The sequence below is a fragment of the Ruegeria sp. AG1 genome (assembly GCF_056541705.1).
In genome coordinates, this window is sequence record NZ_JBQFYU010000010.1 from 160,458 (window position 1) to 178,721 (window position 18,264).

Annotated in this window: 19 protein-coding genes; 11 read left to right on the plus strand and 8 right to left on the minus strand. The window is 57.0% G+C overall.

The features are described 5' to 3' along the window. Positions 1-69 precede the first annotated feature (69 nt). Both hpaE and ACR0B5_RS16200 read right to left on the minus strand, forming a co-directional pair. Positions 70-1,578 (minus strand): 5-carboxymethyl-2-hydroxymuconate semialdehyde dehydrogenase, encoded by a 1,509-nt coding sequence (gene hpaE / locus ACR0B5_RS16195; protein ID WP_480541786.1) that lies wholly within the window; start codon positions 1,576-1,578, stop codon positions 70-72. Positions 1,579-1,581: 3 nt separating this feature from the next. After that, positions 1,582-1,980 carry a 5-carboxymethyl-2-hydroxymuconate Delta-isomerase gene (locus ACR0B5_RS16200; RefSeq protein ID WP_480541788.1) on the minus strand — a complete coding sequence of 133 codons (399 nt, stop codon included), beginning with the start codon at positions 1,978-1,980 and terminating at the stop codon, positions 1,582-1,584. Positions 1,981-2,085: 105 nt separating this feature from the next. Here ACR0B5_RS16200 and hpaR point away from each other — a divergent pair, with 105 nt between their 5' ends. After that, on the plus strand, positions 2,086-2,526 hold the full coding sequence (gene hpaR, locus ACR0B5_RS16205; protein WP_480541790.1) for a homoprotocatechuate degradation operon regulator HpaR: 441 nt from the start codon (positions 2,086-2,088) through the stop codon (positions 2,524-2,526). Between the two features lie 36 nt (positions 2,527-2,562). Here the strand turns inward: hpaR and ACR0B5_RS16210 are convergent, their stop codons facing one another. Further along, entirely contained in the window at positions 2,563-3,915 is a 1,353-nt protein-coding gene (locus ACR0B5_RS16210; protein WP_480541792.1) for an aminotransferase class III-fold pyridoxal phosphate-dependent enzyme, read from the minus strand. A gap of 32 nt (positions 3,916-3,947) precedes the next feature. Next, positions 3,948-4,727 carry an IclR family transcriptional regulator gene (locus ACR0B5_RS16215; RefSeq protein WP_170768373.1) on the minus strand — a complete coding sequence of 260 codons (780 nt, stop codon included), beginning with the start codon at positions 4,725-4,727 and terminating at the stop codon, positions 3,948-3,950. Positions 4,728-4,835: 108 nt separating this feature from the next. Between ACR0B5_RS16215 and ACR0B5_RS16220 the strand changes: the two genes are divergently transcribed. The 7 genes from ACR0B5_RS16220 to ACR0B5_RS16250 all read left to right on the plus strand — a co-directional run bounded on the left by ACR0B5_RS16220 (position 4,836) and on the right by ACR0B5_RS16250 (position 12,897). Beyond that, on the plus strand, positions 4,836-5,765 hold the full coding sequence (locus ACR0B5_RS16220; protein ID WP_170768372.1) for a tripartite tricarboxylate transporter substrate binding protein: 930 nt from the start codon (positions 4,836-4,838) through the stop codon (positions 5,763-5,765). A gap of 63 nt (positions 5,766-5,828) precedes the next feature. Then, complete coding sequence (locus ACR0B5_RS16225; RefSeq protein WP_170768371.1) at positions 5,829-6,365, plus strand: tripartite tricarboxylate transporter TctB family protein; 537 nt, start codon at positions 5,829-5,831, stop codon at positions 6,363-6,365. A 9-nt stretch (positions 6,366-6,374) separates the two neighbouring features. Then, positions 6,375-7,907: a tripartite tricarboxylate transporter permease gene (locus ACR0B5_RS16230; RefSeq protein WP_480541795.1), complete on the plus strand. Its 1,533-nt coding sequence runs from the start codon at positions 6,375-6,377 to the stop codon at positions 7,905-7,907. 7 nt (positions 7,908-7,914) lie between these two features. Beyond that, a complete protein-coding gene (locus ACR0B5_RS16235; protein WP_480541797.1) occupies positions 7,915-9,399 on the plus strand; it encodes an aldehyde dehydrogenase in 1,485 nt (494 codons plus the stop codon). Positions 9,400-9,414: 15 nt separating this feature from the next. Beyond that, positions 9,415-10,710 carry an aspartate aminotransferase family protein gene (locus ACR0B5_RS16240; RefSeq protein WP_480541799.1) on the plus strand — a complete coding sequence of 432 codons (1,296 nt, stop codon included), beginning with the start codon at positions 9,415-9,417 and terminating at the stop codon, positions 10,708-10,710. Continuing rightward, the gene (locus ACR0B5_RS16245) at positions 10,707-11,639 is read left to right on the plus strand and encodes a phosphotransferase enzyme family protein (protein ID WP_480541801.1); all 933 of its coding nucleotides are present in this window, start codon (positions 10,707-10,709) and stop codon (positions 11,637-11,639) included. The genes ACR0B5_RS16240 and ACR0B5_RS16245 overlap by 4 nt, the downstream gene beginning before the upstream one ends. A 22-nt stretch (positions 11,640-11,661) precedes the next feature. Further along, on the plus strand, positions 11,662-12,897 hold the full coding sequence (locus tag ACR0B5_RS16250) for a Tm-1-like ATP-binding domain-containing protein (RefSeq protein WP_480541803.1): 1,236 nt from the start codon (positions 11,662-11,664) through the stop codon (positions 12,895-12,897). On the opposite strand, the gene ACR0B5_RS16255 is transcribed toward ACR0B5_RS16250, so the two are convergent. Further along, on the minus strand, positions 12,884-13,294 hold the full coding sequence (locus ACR0B5_RS16255; RefSeq protein ID WP_480541805.1) for an FAD-dependent monooxygenase: 411 nt from the start codon (positions 13,292-13,294) through the stop codon (positions 12,884-12,886). The genes ACR0B5_RS16250 and ACR0B5_RS16255 overlap by 14 nt on opposite strands. Continuing rightward, positions 13,254-13,811, minus strand: coding sequence for a VOC family protein (locus tag ACR0B5_RS16260; protein WP_480541807.1), 558 nt, complete (start codon positions 13,809-13,811; stop codon positions 13,254-13,256). The genes ACR0B5_RS16255 and ACR0B5_RS16260 overlap by 41 nt, the downstream gene beginning before the upstream one ends. Positions 13,812-13,933: 122 nt before the next feature. Between ACR0B5_RS16260 and ACR0B5_RS16265 the strand changes: the two genes are divergently transcribed. After that, positions 13,934-14,389 carry a MarR family winged helix-turn-helix transcriptional regulator gene (locus ACR0B5_RS16265; RefSeq protein ID WP_480541809.1) on the plus strand — a complete coding sequence of 152 codons (456 nt, stop codon included), beginning with the start codon at positions 13,934-13,936 and terminating at the stop codon, positions 14,387-14,389. Here ACR0B5_RS16265 and maiA read toward each other — a convergent pair. After that, on the minus strand, positions 14,386-15,003 hold the full coding sequence (gene maiA, locus ACR0B5_RS16270; RefSeq protein ID WP_480541811.1) for a maleylacetoacetate isomerase: 618 nt from the start codon (positions 15,001-15,003) through the stop codon (positions 14,386-14,388). The genes ACR0B5_RS16265 and maiA overlap by 4 nt on opposite strands. Then, the gene (locus ACR0B5_RS16275) at positions 15,004-15,441 is read right to left on the minus strand and encodes a MarR family winged helix-turn-helix transcriptional regulator (RefSeq protein WP_480541813.1); all 438 of its coding nucleotides are present in this window, start codon (positions 15,439-15,441) and stop codon (positions 15,004-15,006) included. It lies immediately after the preceding gene. Between the two features lie 136 nt (positions 15,442-15,577). Here ACR0B5_RS16275 and hmgA point away from each other — a divergent pair, with 136 nt between their 5' ends. Together hmgA and fahA are read left to right on the plus strand one after the other, a co-directional pair. Then, on the plus strand, positions 15,578-16,933 hold the full coding sequence (gene hmgA / locus ACR0B5_RS16280) for a homogentisate 1,2-dioxygenase (RefSeq protein WP_480541815.1): 1,356 nt from the start codon (positions 15,578-15,580) through the stop codon (positions 16,931-16,933). Between the two features lie 38 nt (positions 16,934-16,971). Further along, on the plus strand, positions 16,972-18,231 hold the full coding sequence (gene fahA, locus ACR0B5_RS16285) for a fumarylacetoacetase (protein WP_480541817.1): 1,260 nt from the start codon (positions 16,972-16,974) through the stop codon (positions 18,229-18,231). Positions 18,232-18,264: the final 33 nt, after the last annotated feature.

An 18,264-nucleotide genomic window follows, 5' to 3' on the forward strand; every position in this document is an offset into this window, starting at 1 on the left:
CGGACCAGTTTGTGCGCGTTTACTTCTATCCTAGCTTTGTCCCCGCCCAATGGGGACAGTGCCGCTAATTTACTTCCCCAATTGCATGATCTTGTGTTGACCGGTTGCAAAGCCAATGTGCTTTTGCTCCATATAAAACTCGAACGACCAGTCGCCACCGTCGCGCCCGATACCGGACGCTTTGACGCCACCAAAGGGCGTCGGCAGGTGGCGCACATTTTCCGAGTTCACCCAGATCATTCCAGCCTCAAGCTTGTCGGTAAAGCGCAGCGCCCGCGTCAGGTCGTTGGTCCAGACATACCCGGTCAGACCATAAGGCGTGTCATTGGCCATCTGCAGCGCTTCTTCCTCAGTTGAGAACGGGATTGAGGTCAGGACAGGGCCAAAAATTTCTTCACGCGCAATGCGCATCTGGTTGGTGGCATTAGTGAATAGGGTCGGACGAATGAAGTACCCCTCGTCACCCAGCTTCACACCTCCGGCTGCGACGGTCGCGCCGTCCTCTTTGGCGATGTCGAAATAACTGGTCACCTTGTTGTAGTGCTCTTCCGTCACCAGCGGACCGATTTCGGCTGCCGGATCCAGAGGGTGGCCAACCTTGATGTTGTTCACACGTTCGATCAGCTTGGCCTCGAACTCTTCCTTGATGCTGTCCTGCACCAGCAAGCGCGAGGACGAGGTACAGCGCTCGCCGTTGATTGAATAGATCATGAAGATCACGGCATCCAAAGCGCGGTCCAGATCGGCATCGTCGAACACGATGACCGGGTTCTTGCCGCCGAGCTCCAGATGCATCCGCTTCAGCGTGTCCGCGCCCTGTTTGGTGATGATGCTACCTGTGCGGCTTTCGCCAACAAAGGCGATGGCCTTGATCATAGGGTGCTCAGTCAACGCCTTACCCGCATCGGGGCCAAAGCCGTTCACAGTGTTCAGTACACCTTTGGGCAATCCGGCCTCTTCGGCGATTTCGACTAGCAAGCGGGCTGACAGGGGCGAATCCTCGGCGGGTTTGTGAACCACGGTACAGCCTGCAGCCAGAGCGGGCGCGATCTTCCAGGTCGACAGCATGAACGGCGTGTTCCACGGGGTGATCACGCCAACCGGACCAATCGGCACGCGGGTGGTGACATTCATCAGGGTCGGCGATTTCAGATGCTGACCGTCGCGCGCCTGCACAACCTGATCTGCAAAATAGCGAAAGTTCTCGGCTCCGCGCAGAGCCGCCTTGGACATAAATCGCAGGGTCTGACCGGTATCCCAGCATTCGCACAGCGCGATTTCCTCGGCGCGCGCTTCGATGGCATCGGCCACGTTAAGCAGAATGCGGCGGCGTTCGGTGGCAGGCATGTCGCGCCAGTCTGCAAAGGCCGCATGAGCCGCTTTCGCAGCGATGTCAATGTCTTCAGCGGTACCGTGGGCAACATCGCAGATCACAGACTTGTCGACCGGCGAGGTAGACTGAAATACACCGGCGGAACCAGCAACATCCTCGCCCGCGATACGGTTCTTGATGCCTGCCTCTTTGAACCGCGCCAGAAAGCCCGCCAGTTTTTCGATGTTGGTGTCCAGTACGCTCATGGGTCAGGTCTCCTGCGTGATGGCGCCAAGGTGATCGCGGATCGTACCAGTCTTGGGCGAAAGCTTCGGGTCGATGTCGCGCATCTCAAGCGAGAGCGCGATTGAATGATGTTTGAAGGCTGGTGCCAAATACGCTTTGACCGCCTCGAAAATGCGCTGCGTGGCATCCTGCTTTACCTCGTCGGACCGACCGGCGCGCAGGCGGATCGAGATATCGATAAAGCCATGCGCCGGATTACCGTCTGCAATTGCAAAATGATCGACACGCACAGCGCGGACACGAACTCCCGGCATCGGAAAGGCGTCGATTTCAGCAGCCGTTGCTCGGATGCACTCACACAAGCCATCCATGTCGACCTTATCCTCTAGGTTTCCGGAATACTCGACTTGAAAATGTGGCATGTGCCCTCCCTCATTGGTTAACATGTTTACTTTTTTGCGATCTCGCTGTCAAGAACTTGCCTTGTTAATCTTTGCAATTTCGGGATTGCCGATTTAGAAGGCCGCATGACCACGCAAAGCCATACAAAAAGTACCGCCCGATCCCTTCCGATTGCGCTATTGCGCGCACGGGAAGCCGTCATGGCACCGATCCGAGATATGCTTCATGACATTCAACTCACCGAACAGAAATGGCGCATCCTGAGGGTTTTGGACGAGTTGGGCGAGGTTGAGCAAAGCGCAATTGCCCACGAGGCCTGCCTTCTGTTGCCCAGCCTCACCCGCATTCTGCGCACGATGGAGACCGATGGCCAAATCACCCGTCGCCAGGACAAACAAGACAAGCGCCGCACCATGGTTCAGATCACCGATGCCGGCCGCGCGGTTCTGGAAGACAACCTTGCCACGTCGCTGGCGATCTCAAACAATATAGAAGCGCAGATGGGCCGCGATAAGCTGAACCAACTCCTGGACCTTCTTGAAGAGTTGCAGGCGGTTAAAGTCTGACCCCGCCCGGGACGGGCGAAGTCAGGTAGGTGACGTTTAAAGCGTCGCCAGACCGGTATCCAGCGCGGATAGGATCTTGGCCACGTCCTCAGATGTAATGATCAGCGGCGGAGACAGAATGATGTTGTTGCCGGACACACGCACCATCACACCGTCTTCATAAGCCGCTTTCTGAACCTGCAGCGGCAAGTGTTTCGCGATGGGTGCCTTGGTCGAGCGATCCGAGACCAGTTCCAGCGCACACATCAGCCCCTCGCCGCCGCGCACATCTCCGATCACGTCGTATTTCTCGGCCAGTTTTTGCAACCCAGCAAACAGCTCATCCCCGCGCGAGGCGGCGTTTTCCCAGACGCGCAGGCGCTTGATCTCTGACAGCGCGGCCAACGCTGCTGCTGCCCCAACCGGGTGACCGGAATAGGTATAGCCCTGATCTACCGACGCCTTGCCGGTGGTGTCATTTTCAAACACCTCGGCAACAGCACCCGAAATCATCGCCGCCCCAAACGGGAAGTAACCATTGGTAATGGCTTTGGCCGTCGTCATGATGTCGGGCTGCACCCCCCAATGCCGTGCACCGCTTTCACTGCCGGTACGCCCAAAAGCGGTGATGATCTCGTCCGAGATCAGCAGAATGCCGTGTTTCGAGCAGACCTCACGCACCATCGGCATGAAACTCTTATGCGGCGGGATTACGCCCCCTGCCCCAAGAACCGGCTCCATGATGAAAGCCGCAACAGTGTTCGCGCCCTGGAATGAAATCTCGGCCTCAAGCGCTTTGACGCAAAGCTGCGCCAAACGCCCAGGTTCGGTCTCGTCGAACGGGTTGCGATAGGTCCACGGCGCGGGCACATGGAAACAGCCCGGCATCATCGGCTCATAGGCCGCGCGGAACTTCTGATTGCCGTTAACCGAAGCGGCGGCGAAATGGGTGCCGTGATAACCCTGTTTCAGGCTGATGAATTTGGTGCGCCCGGCCTCGCCCCGCACCTTGTGATACTGCCGCGCCATTTTCAGCGCGATCTCAACCGAATCCGAGCCGCCCGAGGTAAAGAATGCGCGGGTCAGGCCGTCGGGCTCAAAAAACTGCGCCAGTTCATAAGACAGCTCGATTGCCTTGTCGTTGCTGGTGCCACGGAAGGTCGAATAGTAGGGCAGCGCATTCAGCTGATCGGCGATGGCCTGCTTAACCGGCTCGCAGGAATAGCCCAGATTGACGTTCCAAAGCCCCCCGACCGCGTCCAGCGCCTTGTGACCATCGACATCGACAATACTGACACCCTCGCCGCCGTTCAGAATCGTGGGCGGATTCTTCTGACTGTCGGCGGGATGCGCCATCGGGTGCCAGAAGTAACGCGCGTTGTTTTCTTTGAGAAAGTTCGAGTCTTTCATTTCTCGGGTCTCCGGGTTTTTCGCCCACCCGCTCACGGGTGGAATTCGGTTGGGAAAGTGTCGGGAAGTTGACCGCCAAAACTTGCGGTCAGGTCAGTTGAGAGGGCGCGCAGGGCGGTCAGGATTTCCGGCAGCCGGTCGTCTCCGGCGCGGCCTTCGGGAACGGCAATCGCAATGGTTCCCAGCGCCACTTGATCAATGCCGAAGATGGGTGCCGCATAGCCATAGACGCCATCTTCATAGCTTCCACTGCTATTTGCCCAACCGGCCTGGCTTATTGCCGCGACCCGCTCTTTGATCTTGGCCGGGTCGGTCAGCGTGGCGTCCGTGTACCGTACTTGTTCTTTCTGATTGATACGGTCCAGCAAGAAAGATGGCCCGAAGCTGAGCATACAAAGACCTGATGCTGTCGCATTGATCGGAAGAATCTCGCTGGGGTCGAGGCTGACGCGCACGCTGTGGCGGTTCGTTTCGACCACCAGCGCGGTTTGAAGCCACTCTTTTTCAAGCAAGGAAAGATGCAGGCTTTCACCAACGTCCTGCATCGCGACCTGCATTCTCTGGCGGGCGCTCTCGATACCGGGACGGGCAATCTGGCGCAACGCGGCCAGGCGCAAAGCAGCAGGTCCGACCGCATAGGATTTGGTCATGGGGTTCTGCTCGATCAACCCGTATTCCTCAAGCGCCCGCAGGTGGCGCAGCGCCGTGGCTTTGTTCAATCCAGACAGGCGCGCAAACTGACTCAACCCAATTTCTGGCCGAGCGTTTGAAAAGTAGTTGAGCATTTTCAGGGCGTTCAGGGCAGTACCCATGCGATTCACATCCTCCTGTTAAGGTAATACTTGACAGAACAAGCTTAACAAAGCAACATTATTATTGTTAACGCGGATCAAATAATGAACCACCGACAGGAGGTGTCAATGAAGAAAGTTCTAACAGCCGCCGCTTTTGTTGCTTCTGCAACCGCCGCACTGGCCGAGTATCCAGAGAAACCGGTTTCCTTTGTCGTTCCATGGCCTCCGGGTGACTTGGAAGACGTTCTCACACGGATGATCGCCGACGAATTTCAGGCCATGTATGGTGTACCTGCCGCCGTCGTGAACAAGCCCGGTGGCGGCGGTGGTCCGTTCCCCGGAGCGGTGGAAGTTGCGACCGCTCCTGCAGATGGCTACACCGTTGGCTCGTTCGTCATAGGCGTACCGGTCATCGGCCCGGACATTGGCATTCCCGAGCTCAACCCCAACCCGTTCGAACCGATTGGCATTTTTCTGACCTATCCCTTCGTCATTGCCTCCAGCAAGGATGCCCCGTTCGCGACATGGGAAGAACTGGTGGAACACGGCAAAGAAAACGATGTCGCGCTTGGTCACTTCGGCTCGGTTCTGCCGCCCACACAAGTCACCTTTGCGGCCGCAGTCAGCAGTGGGTTTGACTTCGCCAGCGAAGCCGCCTTCGACGCGCTGGACTGCAACACACTGGCTTCGGGCGACGTGGACGTGATCAACACGACGCTTCAACTTGTTCTTCCCTGTCTGGACCAAGTGAATGTTCTAGCCAGCATCGGTGGCGAACGAATCTCTTTGGTCCCGGAAACACCCACGGTTACCGAGCTGCACCCCGAACTGCCATTGGCCCTGTGGAATGGTCTGTTCGTCCACAAGGACACCCCGGCCGAAGCACGCGAAAAGATCACTGCAGCTGCACAGAAAGCGCTGGAATCTGACAAGGCCAAGCAACTTGCCGAAGAAACCGGAGCATTGATCTACTGGCAGGATCCGGATGCCTCGAATGCACAGATCGAACAGGACAAAGCCTCGTTCTCTAAAATCGAAGAGATTCTAGGCGAATAACGCGAAACTGGCCCGGCGTATTGCAATACTGTCGGGCCTTTTTCTATCCAGCAGGAGGCCAAAATGATCGCAAAGACATTGCAAGACATGTTCAAACGATACCGCCGCCCCGGCGATGTTGTTTTTGCTTTGGCCTTCCTGATATTTTCGGTTTTTCTGCTGAGCCAACTGGGAACGCAGACCGAAGTTGTCAAACGCACCAAGTGGTTTGCGCAACCAAGCTTCTGGCCAATGGTCTCGCTCTGGGCAATGGCCGCCTTTGCTTTTCTGCACTGGCTCAGCTCCGCCATGTCAGACCGCATTCCGGGTCGCTGGCCCGAAGTCGCGTTCTGGCTGCGGTCCCTTGAATACGTCGCCTATTTTCTGATCTACGTCGCCGTTGTCCCGCTTCTTGGATACCTGCCTTCGACCGTTCTGTTCGCGGTATTCCTTGCAGTCCGAACCGGGTTCCGAAGCGCTGGGGCAATTGGCCTTGCGGCGGCTTTCGGTGTGGCGGTTACCATTATTTTCCGAGCCTTCCTGCAAGTGAAAATCCCGGCCGGTGCCGCCTATGAATACCTACCCGATTCCGTGCGCGCCTTTGCGCTGACTTATCTCTGAGGTTCGCCAATGGAAACGCTTCTGTCCGGTCTTGCGATCCTGACACAATGGCAGGTGATCGTTGCTCTTCTGATTGGATCCATCGGTGGGGTCATTATTGGCGCGCTGCCCGGTGTTGGCGCTGCGGTTGCCATCGCCATCCTTCTGCCTGCCACCTTCGCTTTTGAACCCATTGTGGGCCTAACGCTGTTGCTGGGTATCTATGGCTCGTCCATGTATGGAGGTGCCATCCCCGCCATTCTGATCAACACGCCCGGTACGGCGGTGAACGCGTTGACCACCTATGACGGCTATCCCATGACCAAACGCGGTCAGGGGCATCGCGCTCTGTCGCTGGCCTATTCCGCTTCGTTCTTCGGTGGTGTCTTTGCCATCATCTGCCTAATGATCCTGTCGCCTGTTCTGGCGTTGATCGCACCGCATTTCGGCAGCCGAGAGATATTTTTGGCCGCCCTTCTGGGCATCATTCTTGTGATCCTCGCCCACCGCGGCCAGATTTTTGCCGCCGGGATGCTGGCCTCTTTCGGGATTTTCCTTAACACCGTTGGACTTGAGCCAGTGAAGTACACCCGCCGCTTTACGTTTGACCAAAGCTGGTTGGCTTCGGGCGTCGATCTGATCGTGGTCGTTCTAGGCCTGTTTGCCATCAGTCAGGCCCTGCTTTTGCTGCTTGAAAAGAACCACGCACCCGGCGAAACGCATGTCAGCGGCAACATCTTCGCCGGCCTCAAGGAACTGCTGGGCATCAAGCGCGTAGCAACAGTGTCCTCTAGCATCGGCGTGTTCATGGGTATGGTGCCGGGCACCGGTGAATTCACCTCGCAATTCCTGTCCTATACCTATGCGCAGAAAACCTCGAAAGACCCCGAAAAATTCGGGGATGGCTCGCCAGAAGGGTTGGTGGCGTCTGAAGCTGCCAACAATGCAGTGCCCGGCGCAGCCATGATCCCACTTCTGGCGCTGGGTATCCCGGGCGAAGCGCTGACCGCAATGATGCTGTCGGTGTTCTACGTGCACAATGTCATCCCCGGCCCACAGCTGTTTGAGAACCAGATGGATTTTGTGATGGCGCTCTATATGGCGCTGATACTGCTGAACGTGATCGTTCTGGTTTTCCTGCTCTTCTCGACCAACCTGCTGCTGAAGATCATCCAGATCCCCACACGGTTTCTGGGCATTATGATCCTGATCCTCGCCTTCGTCGGCGTCTACAGTTTGCGTAACTCGATAACCGATTGCGCCATTGCGGCCGGGTTTGGTGTGTTCGGCCTGATCCTCAAACGGCTGGACCTGCCGATTGTGCCGATCATTCTGGGCATGGTTCTGGGCGGGATCATGGAGGTCAAACTGCGCAGTGCCATGGCGCGGGTCAAATCACCGCTCGATTTCGTCGACCGCCCGATTGCGGCGATCCTGACGGCGCTGATCGTGCTGATCCTGCTGCTGCATTTCCGCACGCTATACTACGAGTTCCGCAACAAGCTGAAACCCGAGCCGACCGCGCAACCGGTCGACTCTGATCACCCCAATCAGCAAGGGTAACTCTGCCATGAACCAATCCGATATTGATGCCCTTCGCTCTCAGATTCTGTCCCCTCGATCTCACTTCATCGGCGGGCGTTGGGTCGCCGCTTCGGAAGGTGGACACCGGGAGGTGCTATCGCCTGTCGATGGCGCAGTACTGACCCAAATTGCCGAAGGCACTCCGGCAGACATGGAGGCCGCGATTAGCGCTGCGCGGGCGGCTTTCGAAGATGGGCGCTGGTCACGCAGGTCCCCTGCCGAGCGCAAAAAGGTCCTGCTGAAGCTGGCCGACCTGATTGAAAAACATGCGCTTGAACTGGCGGTTCTGGGGGTGCGCGACAATGGCACCGAAATCACAATGGCCATGAAGGCCGAGCCGATGTCGGCAGCTGGCACATTCCGCTACTACGCCGAGGCGATTGACAAGGTCTACGGGCAGATCGCGCCAACGGCAGAAAACGTACTGGGCTTGATCCATCACGCACCAGTTGGCGTCGTCGGAGCGATTGTGCCGTGGAACATGCCGCTGATGATCGGCAGCTGGAAACTGGCCCCTGCGCTGGCTACCGGCAACTCGGTCGTGTTGAAACCGGCTGAAAGCGCATCCTTGTCGCTGCTGAAACTGGCCGAACTGGCCGCCGAGGCCGGAGTGCCCGACGGCGTGCTGAACGTCGTCACCGGGTCAGGCCGGGTTGTGGGCGAAACGCTGGCGCTGTCGATGGATGTGGACATCATGGTGTTCACAGGCTCGGGGGCTACAGGCCGTCGACTGCTGGAGTATTCGGCGCGTTCGAACATGAAACGCTGCTATCTGGAACTGGGCGGCAAGTCCCCCAACATCGTATTCAACGACGCCCCGGACCTGAGCGAGGCCGCCAAAGTGTCCGCAGGTGGCATCTTCCGCAACGCAGGCCAGATCTGCATCGCGGGATCACGGTTGTTGGTTCAAGAGGGCATCCACGACGATTTTGTCGCCGAACTGGTCAAACATGCTGAAGCGATGCGCGTTGGCAATCCGCTTGATCTGGACACGCAAATCGGCGCGGTCCATTCGTTGCCTGAGTTGGAATCCAATCTGGACTTCGTCACCAAGGCTGAGGCCGAAGGCGCCGAGCGTCGCACTGGTGGCAAGCGCCTCCTTGAGGAAACCGGTGGCTACTATATGGCCCCGACCGTAATGACCGGGGTCAAATCCACGGACAATCTGTTCCAGAACGAAGTGTTTGGCCCGGTTCTGGCCGTGACCCCATTCAAGGACGAGGACGAAGCGATCAGGTTGGCCAATGACTCGGTTTATGGCCTCTCCTCGGGTGTGTGGACATCCAACCTGGGTCGCGCGCATCGCATGATCGCTGGCATCCGCGCTGGCGTCGTGCATGTGAACACCTATGGCGGCTCTGACTTGACCGTGCCACTGGGTGGTGTGCGCCAGTCGGGCAACGGGCACGACAAATCCCTGCATGCGTTCGAGAAATATCTCGACCTGAAAACCGCCTGGATAAAACTCTGACCAAAGGTCTGCTGAATGACACTTCCTGCGAAATCCGCCGAGCTTGTTGAACGCCGGACCAAGCTGCTGGGCCCGAATGTCTCGACCTTTTATGACGAACCGCTTCATATCGTGAAGGGCGAAGGGGTCTGGTTGTGGGATGCGGACGGGCGCAAATACCTGGATTGCTACAACAACGTCCCGCATGTCGGCCATTGCAACCCCCGCGTGGTCGAGGCGATCTGCCGCCAGGCGTCAACGCTCAACACCCACACGCGTTATTTGCATGACGGCATTCTTGACTATGTTGAGAAGCTGACGGGCACGATGGATGCCTCGCTGGACACCGCCATCCTGACCTGCACCGGGTCCGAGGCCAATGACATCGCCCTGCGCATGGCCGAAGGCATGACCGGTAAACGCGGTATCATTGCTACGGATGCAACCTATCACGGCAACACTTCTCTGGTCAGCCAGTTGAGCAAATCAAACGTGCCGACCGTTGGCTTTGGTCTGGATCGGTATTTCCGGTTTGTGGGCGCACCAGACAGCTATCGAAACCCAGACCCAGACGGCAGCAAGTTTGCCGATGCTGTGGCCGAACAGATTGCTGAGCATGAAAAGACCGGCATCGGCTTTAGCGCTTTGGTCCTCTGTCCCTATTTCCTGAATGAAGGCTTCCCCGACCATCCCGACGGCTGGCTGAAATCCGTGGCCGAAGTGGTGCGCGAGGCCGGTGGCCTGCTGATCTGCGACGAGGTTCAATCGGGTTTTGGCCGAACCGGCACCCATATGTGGGCGCATCAGAAGATGGGCGTGGTGCCGGACATCATGACCATGGGCAAACCCATGGCCAACGGTCATCCGGTGGGCGGTGTCGTAACGCGCAACGAAATCCTTGCCACCTTCCGCAAGGGGTATCGGTACTTCAACACGTTCGGTGGCAACCCGGTGTCCTGCGCAGCGGCGATGGCGGTACTGGAAGAGATTGAGGACAAAAGCCTTGTCGCCAATGCCAAGACCGTGGGCGATCACGCCCGAGCGCGCATGACATCTTTGCAGCAGAAATACGAGTTCATCGGCGATGTGCGCGGCTCGGGCCTGATCTTCGGGGCCGAGATGGTGCTGGATCGTCAAACCAAGGAACCGGCCAGCGAATTCACCGATCGGGTCATCAACGCGATGCGGCACCGGGGGGTCATCCATTCAAAACTAGGCCGCCATAAGAACACGCTCAAGATCCGTCCACCGATGCCGTTCTCAAAAGAGAATGCCGATCTGCTGTTTGACTCATTGGACGAGGTTTTGGCCGAAACCCCGCTGACCCTATGACACCGATTGTCGAGCAAGCCCTGACCCTTTGGGGCATGGACGGTGCCGAATGGTCGCTGATCGCGGCCCGCGAAAATCACGTCTACCGGGTTCAGATCGGCACGAAAAGCTATGCCCTGCGCCTGCACCGCAAAGGCTTGCATTCGGATACCGCCTTGAGGTCCGAGCTGCAGTGGATCGTCGAGCTGGATTTAAAAAGCGTCGGTGTACCCACACCATTGCCGGCCACGGATGGCCGCTATTTGCAACTGCTGGACGGGATCCAGGTCGATATGCTTGACTGGTTGCCCGGCCGCCCGCTGGGATCGACCGAAACCGGGATCGACCATTGTGATCGTACCGGGCTGTTTCGGGCCCTCGGGCATGAGATGGCAAAGCTGCACGAAGTCAGCGATGCCTGGACGCGTCCCGATGACTTTGAGCGCTGGTCCTGGGATCGTGCTGGACTGCTGGGCGATGCCCCATTGTGGGACCGGTTCTGGGAAAACCCCACGCTTTCTGGCGAGGATCGTGCCCTGTTCACTGCGTTCCGCGAGAAAGCTTACAATGACTTACTGCAGATCGAAAACCAACTGGACTACGGCCTGATCCACGCCGATCTGGTACGTGAAAACGTGATGGTCCGAGGCGACAAGCTCTGGCTGATTGATTTCGACGATGCCGGGTTCGGGTTCCGTCTGTTCGATATCGCCACGACACTGCTGAAAAACCTATGCGAGCCGGACTACGACGCCCTGCAAGCGGCCCTGCTTGAGGGATACCGGTTGGAACGTGCGCTAGACACCGAGCATCTTGATCTGTTCATTGCCCTGCGCGCGGTGACTTATGTCGGCTGGATTTCGTCCCGCATGGGCGAAGATGGATCAGAGGCACGAAACATGCGGTTCAAAGATACCGCCCAAGAGTTGCTAACGCGCTACCTCGGATAAACCGCACGCACGGGAGGAAACCATGACCAATAAAACGATCCTGCTGATCGGGACATACGACACCAAAGACCCCGAGATGCGGTTCATCGAAGACGCCGTAAGGGCGCAAGGAGCAGATGTGCTGACGATGGACGTCTCCGTTCTTGGCGATCCTGAAACACCGACCGATATCTCGAAACATGACGTCGCGGCGGCCGAAGGCAGAACCATCGACGAGGTGATTGCGCTTGGGGATGAGAACAAGGCCTTTCGCGTCATGTCCGCCGGGGCTGCCAAGGTCGTGGCGAAAGCCTATGCCGATGGCCGGTTTGATGGGATGCTGGCCACTGGTGGAACCATGGGTACCGACCTTGCGCTGGATTGTGCACAGGCCCTGCCCATGGGGGTCCCGAAATACATCGTTTCGACAGTCAGTTTCTCACCGTTAATCCCACCACATCGGATGGCCCCCGACATACAGATGATCCTGTGGGCTGGCGGATTGTACGGTATGAATTCGATCTGCAGGTCTTCTCTGGCACAGGCTGCGGGGGCCGTGGTCGGCGCAACCAAAGCCGCCATCGCGCCGGATCGTAGCAAACCCCTGATTGGCATGACCAGCCTTGGATCGTCCTGCCTGCGTTACATGAAAACCCTTAAACCAGCGCTGGAAGAGCGCGGCTTTGAGGTTGCGGTATTCCACTCGACAGGCATGGGTGGCATGGCCTTTGAAAAACTGGCCGCCGAAAACGCGTTTGTCTGCGTGATGGATTTCTGCATGCAGGAATTTGGTAATCTGCTGGCCGGTTCCGTTGTTTCAAGCGGAGAGGATCGCGTTACCAATGCCGGACGCGTTGGCACGCCGCAGATGGTTGCACCGGGCGCTCTGGACCTGCTGGATTTCGCGGGCTGGCAAGAGATCCCGGATCAATATGCAGATCGCCCGTTTCACGAACATAACCGCCTGATCAAAAGCTCGGTCTTCAATGGCGAGGAACGCCGCGCCTGGATCAGGGAACTTGCAAACCGGCTGGAAGCAGCAACCGGGCCGGTTCATTTCTTCCTGCCGTTGCAAGGCGTTGAAGCATGGGACAAGGAAGGCGAAGAGGCACATGACCCCGCAGCCCTTGCTGACATGGTCGATGAGGCCCGCAAGGTCATGCCGGACCAGGTGCCGATGACTGAGCTGGACGCCCATATCAACGACGCCGCATTTTGCAATGCCGTTCTGGCCAAATTTGACGAATGGGTCGAAAACGGTGTTGTCACTCTTGGTTAGCTGGCATCCTATTGCGCGCCAGAGTGTTCAAGAAGTTAATCGCACATGTCTTCGAGGGTAAACAAGTTGCACCACAAGGGAGTTTCCACCGCCCCTTAAACCACTCTTTTTCGCAGAAGGCGGCTAAGATATCACGCCCGGACAAGCGGGCGTAGCAGACAGCCCGAGAACCGACTGAAACCGTGTTGTTGTCGTCCAGCACAACAACTTTCATCCCTTGCGCGGCAAGATCTAGCGCGGCGGTCAATCCAACCGGCCCGCCCCTGACGATCACGACGGGATGGCGAACCGTCTGGCCGGATTTCTTTCCTCTGACTGCACATAAGGAAATTCGGGAAAATCGTAGGTGTTCAGCATCACTTTTTCCCCAACTCTTTGGCATGAAGCCAGTCCGCATGCTGAGGTGCCTTCTTGGTACGCGACCACTCTTCGAGCATGTCCCATTTCACCGTATCCAGCCGTTTGATCATTTCCGCTTCCTCTGGGTCAGGACAGGCCAATTCCACGCGATGGCCATTGGGATCAAAGAAATAGATTGAATGGAATATCGAGTGATCGGTGACGCCGAGCACGTCGATACCGTTGGCTTCAAGGTGGTCCTTAAATCCGATCAGCGTATCACGGTCTTTGACCTTGAACGCAATGTGTTGGACCCATTTCGGGGTATTCGGGTCACGCCCCATTTCAGGCTTGGTCGGCAGTTCAAAGAACGCCAGCACGTTTCCGTTTCCCGCATCCAGAAACAGGTGCATGTAGGGATCAGGTTCATGCGTCGAAGGAACATGATCTTCGGCGATAGCCAGAACAAACTCCATATTCAGCATCTTGGTGTAGAACTCGACGGTTTCCTTCGCGTCTTTGCAGCGATATGCGACGTGATGAATTTGGTCGAGCTTGAGATTCTGAGCGTTCATTGAAACCTCCTCCAGATTCATTGCATTTGCAATGATTATACAAGCCCGCCTTGAAGCAATTTGATCTAAATCAAATCGTTGCACTTGCAACGATTTATATTGTTGGCAGAAGAGGCGATCCTATGAACCTTGAGACTTATTTCCCTTATCAGCTTGCATCGACCGCCGAGGCGTTTTCTCGCCAGCTTGTTCAGGTCTATGGTCGAACCTACGGCCTCTCGCGAGAGGAATGGCGTCTGCTTTTTCTATTGGCCAGCGCGGGTCAGTCGAACTCGCTCCAACTAGCGCAGCGCACCACGTTGGACAAAGTTCAGGTAAGCCGTGCTGCGACCAGGTTAGAGAAAAAGGGCCTGATTGGCCGCGCCGTCGCGGACAGTGACCGGAGGCTGCGCCAATACTCCTGTACCGAGGCTGGCAAGTCCCTATTCAACGAAGTTTTTCCAGCCGTGCAGAACTGTGCTGACTCGATTTTGGAACGCATGAGCGATGAGGACATAGACAAGCTTAAGGATGGACTTCGCGCTCTTGAAAAGGCTGTGGCTGACTATAGGCAGAGTCGCGAGAACGAAAACAGTTAATGAGGGCTGTTGTCCGGATGGGCGTTCTGAAAGGCCGGGATCTGATCCAAGCTGTCCTTGATCCGAGAAATCTTGGGCAGGTCAGCCAATTCAACACCCCATCTTTGCGCGTTGTATAGCTGAGGCATCAGGCAAACATCGGCAAGCGTTACACGGTCACCGTAGGAAAACGGACCGCCCTGCGCCATCTCCTCGTAAGCCGCCAGACCTTCGCCGATAAAATGCTGCATCCAGCCTTCGTTCGAAATCTGGTTCCCTGAGTGTTCTACGGCCCATTTCACCACTCGAAGGTTGCAAACCGGATGGATATCCATTGCCACAGCATAAGACAACGCACGCACCTCGGCGCGGCCCACAGGGTCCGAGGGCAAAAGGCCAAGGCCTCTGGTTTCGTCAATATACTCGATCTGCGCTAGCGACTGGGTGAACCTATTGCCGTCTATTTCCAACACCGGCACCAGGCCCTGAGGGTTTCTGGACAGATGCGTGTCGGAATGCTGCTCAGCTTCCAGCAGGTTTACGATGACGGTTTCCCAGCTTTCCCGGGCAAGGCCTAACGCGATCCGCACACGATAGCTGGCTGAAGATCGCCAATAGTCATAAAGTTTTATCATTCATTCTTCCGACAGCAGATCGAGGGCGGCATTCAGCGCTTCCTCAGACGCACCAAGTTTGGTTTCCAGGCTGGATTGAAACGACAGCGCAATTGGGACCAATTGGCTGAGAAGATCCGCGCCTTTTTCCGTAAGGTCGAGTTTGACAAGTCGTCTGTCGGCAGGATCTTCAACCTTGGTGATCAGTCCGCGGGATTCAAGCCGTGCGGCCGCCCGGCTGACCTTTGACTTTTCTAGACTGACCCGCTTTTCGATGTCCCGAACTGACGGGTTTTCGGCGTATCCAACGTTCACAAGGACGCGCCATTCGGGGTTCGAAACGCCAAACTCGTGTTTATACTGCTGCGCCATTTCGGCGCTCAGTCGAGCCGCCAGCACCGTAAGCCGGTATGGCAAGAACCCTTCCAAATCGAACTCGGGCAAGTTTTTGGTGCTCATGCAGCGATTTCCCTTCGGCGTTATTGAATTCAGATTTTCATTGCATCTGCAACAAAAATATTGACAACGTTGCAAATGCAACAAATATTTACTGCGAACCCAAAATCTTCTCGAATCGAGTGATAAGGAGATCCAGATGAATGCACTCGTTAAACATAGCGGATTGACCGTTGCAGAAGATGGGAACGCCATTTCTAAGGGTTACATGCCCGGTTGGGCCAATGATTTTGAGACCGAGGCTTTGCCTGGCGCGCTACCGCAGGGCATGAACAGCCCGCAGCGCTGTAACTATGGCCTCTATGGCGAACAGCTCAGCGGCACGGCGTTCACTGCCAACCCGCCCGAGCGCACGTGGTGCTACCGCATTCGTCCTTCGGTCAAGCATTCGCATCGTTACGAGAAAATCGACCTGCCCTATTGGAAATCGGCACCATGCGTTGATCCGGACGTGATCAGCCTGGGCCAGTATCGCTGGGACCCGGTTCCGCATTCTGACGCCCCTTTAACGTGGCTGACCGGGATGCGCACCATGACGACGGCGGGGGATGTGAACACACAGGTCGGTATGGCCAGCCATGTCTATCTGGTCACCGACTCGATGGTGGACGACTATTTCTTCTCGGCCGATTCCGAGCTGCTGGTGGTGCCGCAAGACGGCCGCCTGCGCTTTGTGACAGAGCTGGGGATCATTGATCTGGAGCCGCAGGAAATCGCGATCCTGCCGCGCGGGTTGCTCTACCGTGTTGAAGTGCTGGAAGGTCCGGCACGCGGATTTGTCTGCGAGAATTACGGCCAGAAGTTCGAACTGCCGGGTCGCGGCCCGATTGGTGCCAATTGCATGGCCAATCCGCGCGACTTCAAAGCGCCGGTTGCTGCGTTCGAGGACCGAGAGGTGCCCTCGACCGTGACGATCAAATGGTGCGGGCAGTTCCACGTCACTCAGATCGGTCATAGCCCGCTGGACGTGGTCGCCTGGCACGGCAACTATGCGCCCTACAAATATGACCTACGCACCTACTGCCCTGTCGGCGCAATCTTGTTCGACCACCCGGATCCGTCGATTTTCACCGTCCTGACAGCGCCTTCGGGCCAGCCCGGCACGGCCAATATCGACTTCGTCCTGTTCCGCGAGCGTTGGATGGTGGCCGAGGACACGTTCCGCCCGCCGTGGTATCACAAGAACATCATGTCCGAGCTGATGGGTAATATCTACGGCCAGTATGACGCCAAACCTCAGGGCTTCGTTCCGGGCGGCATGAGCCTGCACAACATGATGATCCCGCATGGTCCGGATCGCGAAGCGTTCGAAAAAGCCTCAAACGCCAATCTGGGGCCGGACAAGCTGGATCACACGATGTCCTTCATGTTCGAAACACGCTTTCCGCAGCATCTGACCGCCTTTGCTGCAAAAGAGGCGCCGCTGCAGGACGACTATATTGACTGCTGGGCCTCGCTTGAGAAAAAGTTCGATGGAACGCCCGGCAAAAAATGAAACAACAAATCCGCTCGTGACAAAAGTCTGGATATTAAATGCCTTTGATGAACTCCTGGGTGACATCGGCCAATAATGAAGCCCATCCCTTTCCCTTGAACAACCTGCCCTATGGGGTTTTTTCGACCGAAGGCGGCGAACCCCGTTGTGGTGTGGCCATCGGTGATATGATCCTCGACGTCTCTGCCGCCGAGGCCGAAGGCCTGCTTGCGCTGAGCGACGAACCCCTTTTCGATTTGCCCTTATGGAATCCATTGATGGAAGAGGGCCCGGCTGTTTGGGTGGCATTGAGGGACCGGCTGATAACCCTGTTGGCCGAAGGCGCCAAAGAACGAGATAAAATCGAACCGCTGCTCGTCGCGCAAGACGATGCCGAGATGCATATGCCTTTCGCCGTTAGCGAATACACAGATTTTTACGCGGGTCGACACCATGCTTTCAATGTTGGTACCATGTTCCGCGGGCCGGAAAACGCGCTGCCCCCTAACTGGCTGCACATCCCAATCGGTTACAACGGTCGTGCCTCATCAGTGGTCGTTTCGGGCACGGACATTCGACGCCCCTGGGGTCAGCTGAAAGGTCCAAGCGACACCCTGCCCCGGTTTGCCCCGTCGCAACGGTTCGATATCGAGCTTGAGATGGGCGCCATCGTTGGAACCCCTTCGGATGGTCCGATCTCGGTGCAAGAGGCGGATAACAACATTTTTGGCTATGTACTGCTGAACGACTGGTCTGCCCGCGACATTCAGGCTTGGGAATACCAGCCGCTGGGGCCATTTCAGGCAAAGGCCACGGCAACCTCGATCAGTCCCTGGATCGTGACCAAAGCTGCGCTTGAGCCATTCCGCTGCAACACCCCAGCGCGAGAATGCGAATTGCTGGACCACCTGAAGGATTGTAGCCCGATGCTGTACGACATCTACCTGTCGGTCACGTTGGCTCCCAAGGGCAAGGCGGCTACAACCATTGCCCGCACCAATTACAATGAGATGTATTATTCGGCAGCTCAGCAATTGGCCCATCACACCACGTCCGGGTGCCCGATGAATACCGGCGATCTGCTGGGCTCGGGCACAATTTCCGGCCCGGAAAAGCACAATCGCGGATCCCTTTTGGAACTCAGCTGGGGTGCCAAAGAGCCATTTACGCTCGACACCGGTGAGACCCGCAGCTTCGTTGAAGACGGCGACACCCTAACCCTGACGGGCGCGGCTATAGGCGACGGCTATCGGATCGGTTTCGGCGAATGCACGGGGCAAGTCCTCGCAGCACTCGACGATCCCTACAAACGCAACTGACACGAAAATCGCCCTTACGGGCACCGGAGGAAA

Excerpts from the sequence above, each read along its gene's own strand:
- fahA (WP_480541817.1), top strand. The coding sequence starts at position 16,972 with ATGCCTTTGATGAACTCCTGGGTGACATCGGCCAATAATGAAGCCCAT.
- ACR0B5_RS16200 (WP_480541788.1), bottom strand. The coding sequence starts at position 1,980 with ATGCCACATTTTCAAGTCGAGTATTCCGGAAACCTAGAGGATAAGGTC.
- ACR0B5_RS16215 (WP_170768373.1), bottom strand. The coding sequence starts at position 4,727 with ATGGGTACTGCCCTGAACGCCCTGAAAATGCTCAACTACTTTTCAAAC.
- ACR0B5_RS16240 (WP_480541799.1), top strand. The coding sequence starts at position 9,415 with ATGACACTTCCTGCGAAATCCGCCGAGCTTGTTGAACGCCGGACCAAG.
- ACR0B5_RS16250 (WP_480541803.1), top strand. The coding sequence starts at position 11,662 with ATGACCAATAAAACGATCCTGCTGATCGGGACATACGACACCAAAGAC.
- maiA (WP_480541811.1), bottom strand. The coding sequence starts at position 15,003 with ATGATAAAACTTTATGACTATTGGCGATCTTCAGCCAGCTATCGTGTG.
- hmgA (WP_480541815.1), top strand. The coding sequence starts at position 15,578 with ATGAATGCACTCGTTAAACATAGCGGATTGACCGTTGCAGAAGATGGG.
- ACR0B5_RS16235 (WP_480541797.1), top strand. The coding sequence starts at position 7,915 with ATGAACCAATCCGATATTGATGCCCTTCGCTCTCAGATTCTGTCCCCT.
- ACR0B5_RS16210 (WP_480541792.1), bottom strand. The coding sequence starts at position 3,915 with ATGAAAGACTCGAACTTTCTCAAAGAAAACAACGCGCGTTACTTCTGG.
- hpaR (WP_480541790.1), top strand. The coding sequence starts at position 2,086 with ATGACCACGCAAAGCCATACAAAAAGTACCGCCCGATCCCTTCCGATT.
- ACR0B5_RS16220 (WP_170768372.1), top strand. The coding sequence starts at position 4,836 with ATGAAGAAAGTTCTAACAGCCGCCGCTTTTGTTGCTTCTGCAACCGCC.
- hpaE (WP_480541786.1), bottom strand. The coding sequence starts at position 1,578 with ATGAGCGTACTGGACACCAACATCGAAAAACTGGCGGGCTTTCTGGCG.
- ACR0B5_RS16225 (WP_170768371.1), top strand. The coding sequence starts at position 5,829 with ATGATCGCAAAGACATTGCAAGACATGTTCAAACGATACCGCCGCCCC.
- ACR0B5_RS16230 (WP_480541795.1), top strand. The coding sequence starts at position 6,375 with ATGGAAACGCTTCTGTCCGGTCTTGCGATCCTGACACAATGGCAGGTG.
- ACR0B5_RS16260 (WP_480541807.1), bottom strand. The coding sequence starts at position 13,811 with ATGAACGCTCAGAATCTCAAGCTCGACCAAATTCATCACGTCGCATAT.
- ACR0B5_RS16255 (WP_480541805.1), bottom strand. The coding sequence starts at position 13,294 with ATGCGGACTGGCTTCATGCCAAAGAGTTGGGGAAAAAGTGATGCTGAA.
- ACR0B5_RS16275 (WP_480541813.1), bottom strand. The coding sequence starts at position 15,441 with ATGAGCACCAAAAACTTGCCCGAGTTCGATTTGGAAGGGTTCTTGCCA.
- ACR0B5_RS16265 (WP_480541809.1), top strand. The coding sequence starts at position 13,934 with ATGAACCTTGAGACTTATTTCCCTTATCAGCTTGCATCGACCGCCGAG.
- ACR0B5_RS16245 (WP_480541801.1), top strand. The coding sequence starts at position 10,707 with ATGACACCGATTGTCGAGCAAGCCCTGACCCTTTGGGGCATGGACGGT.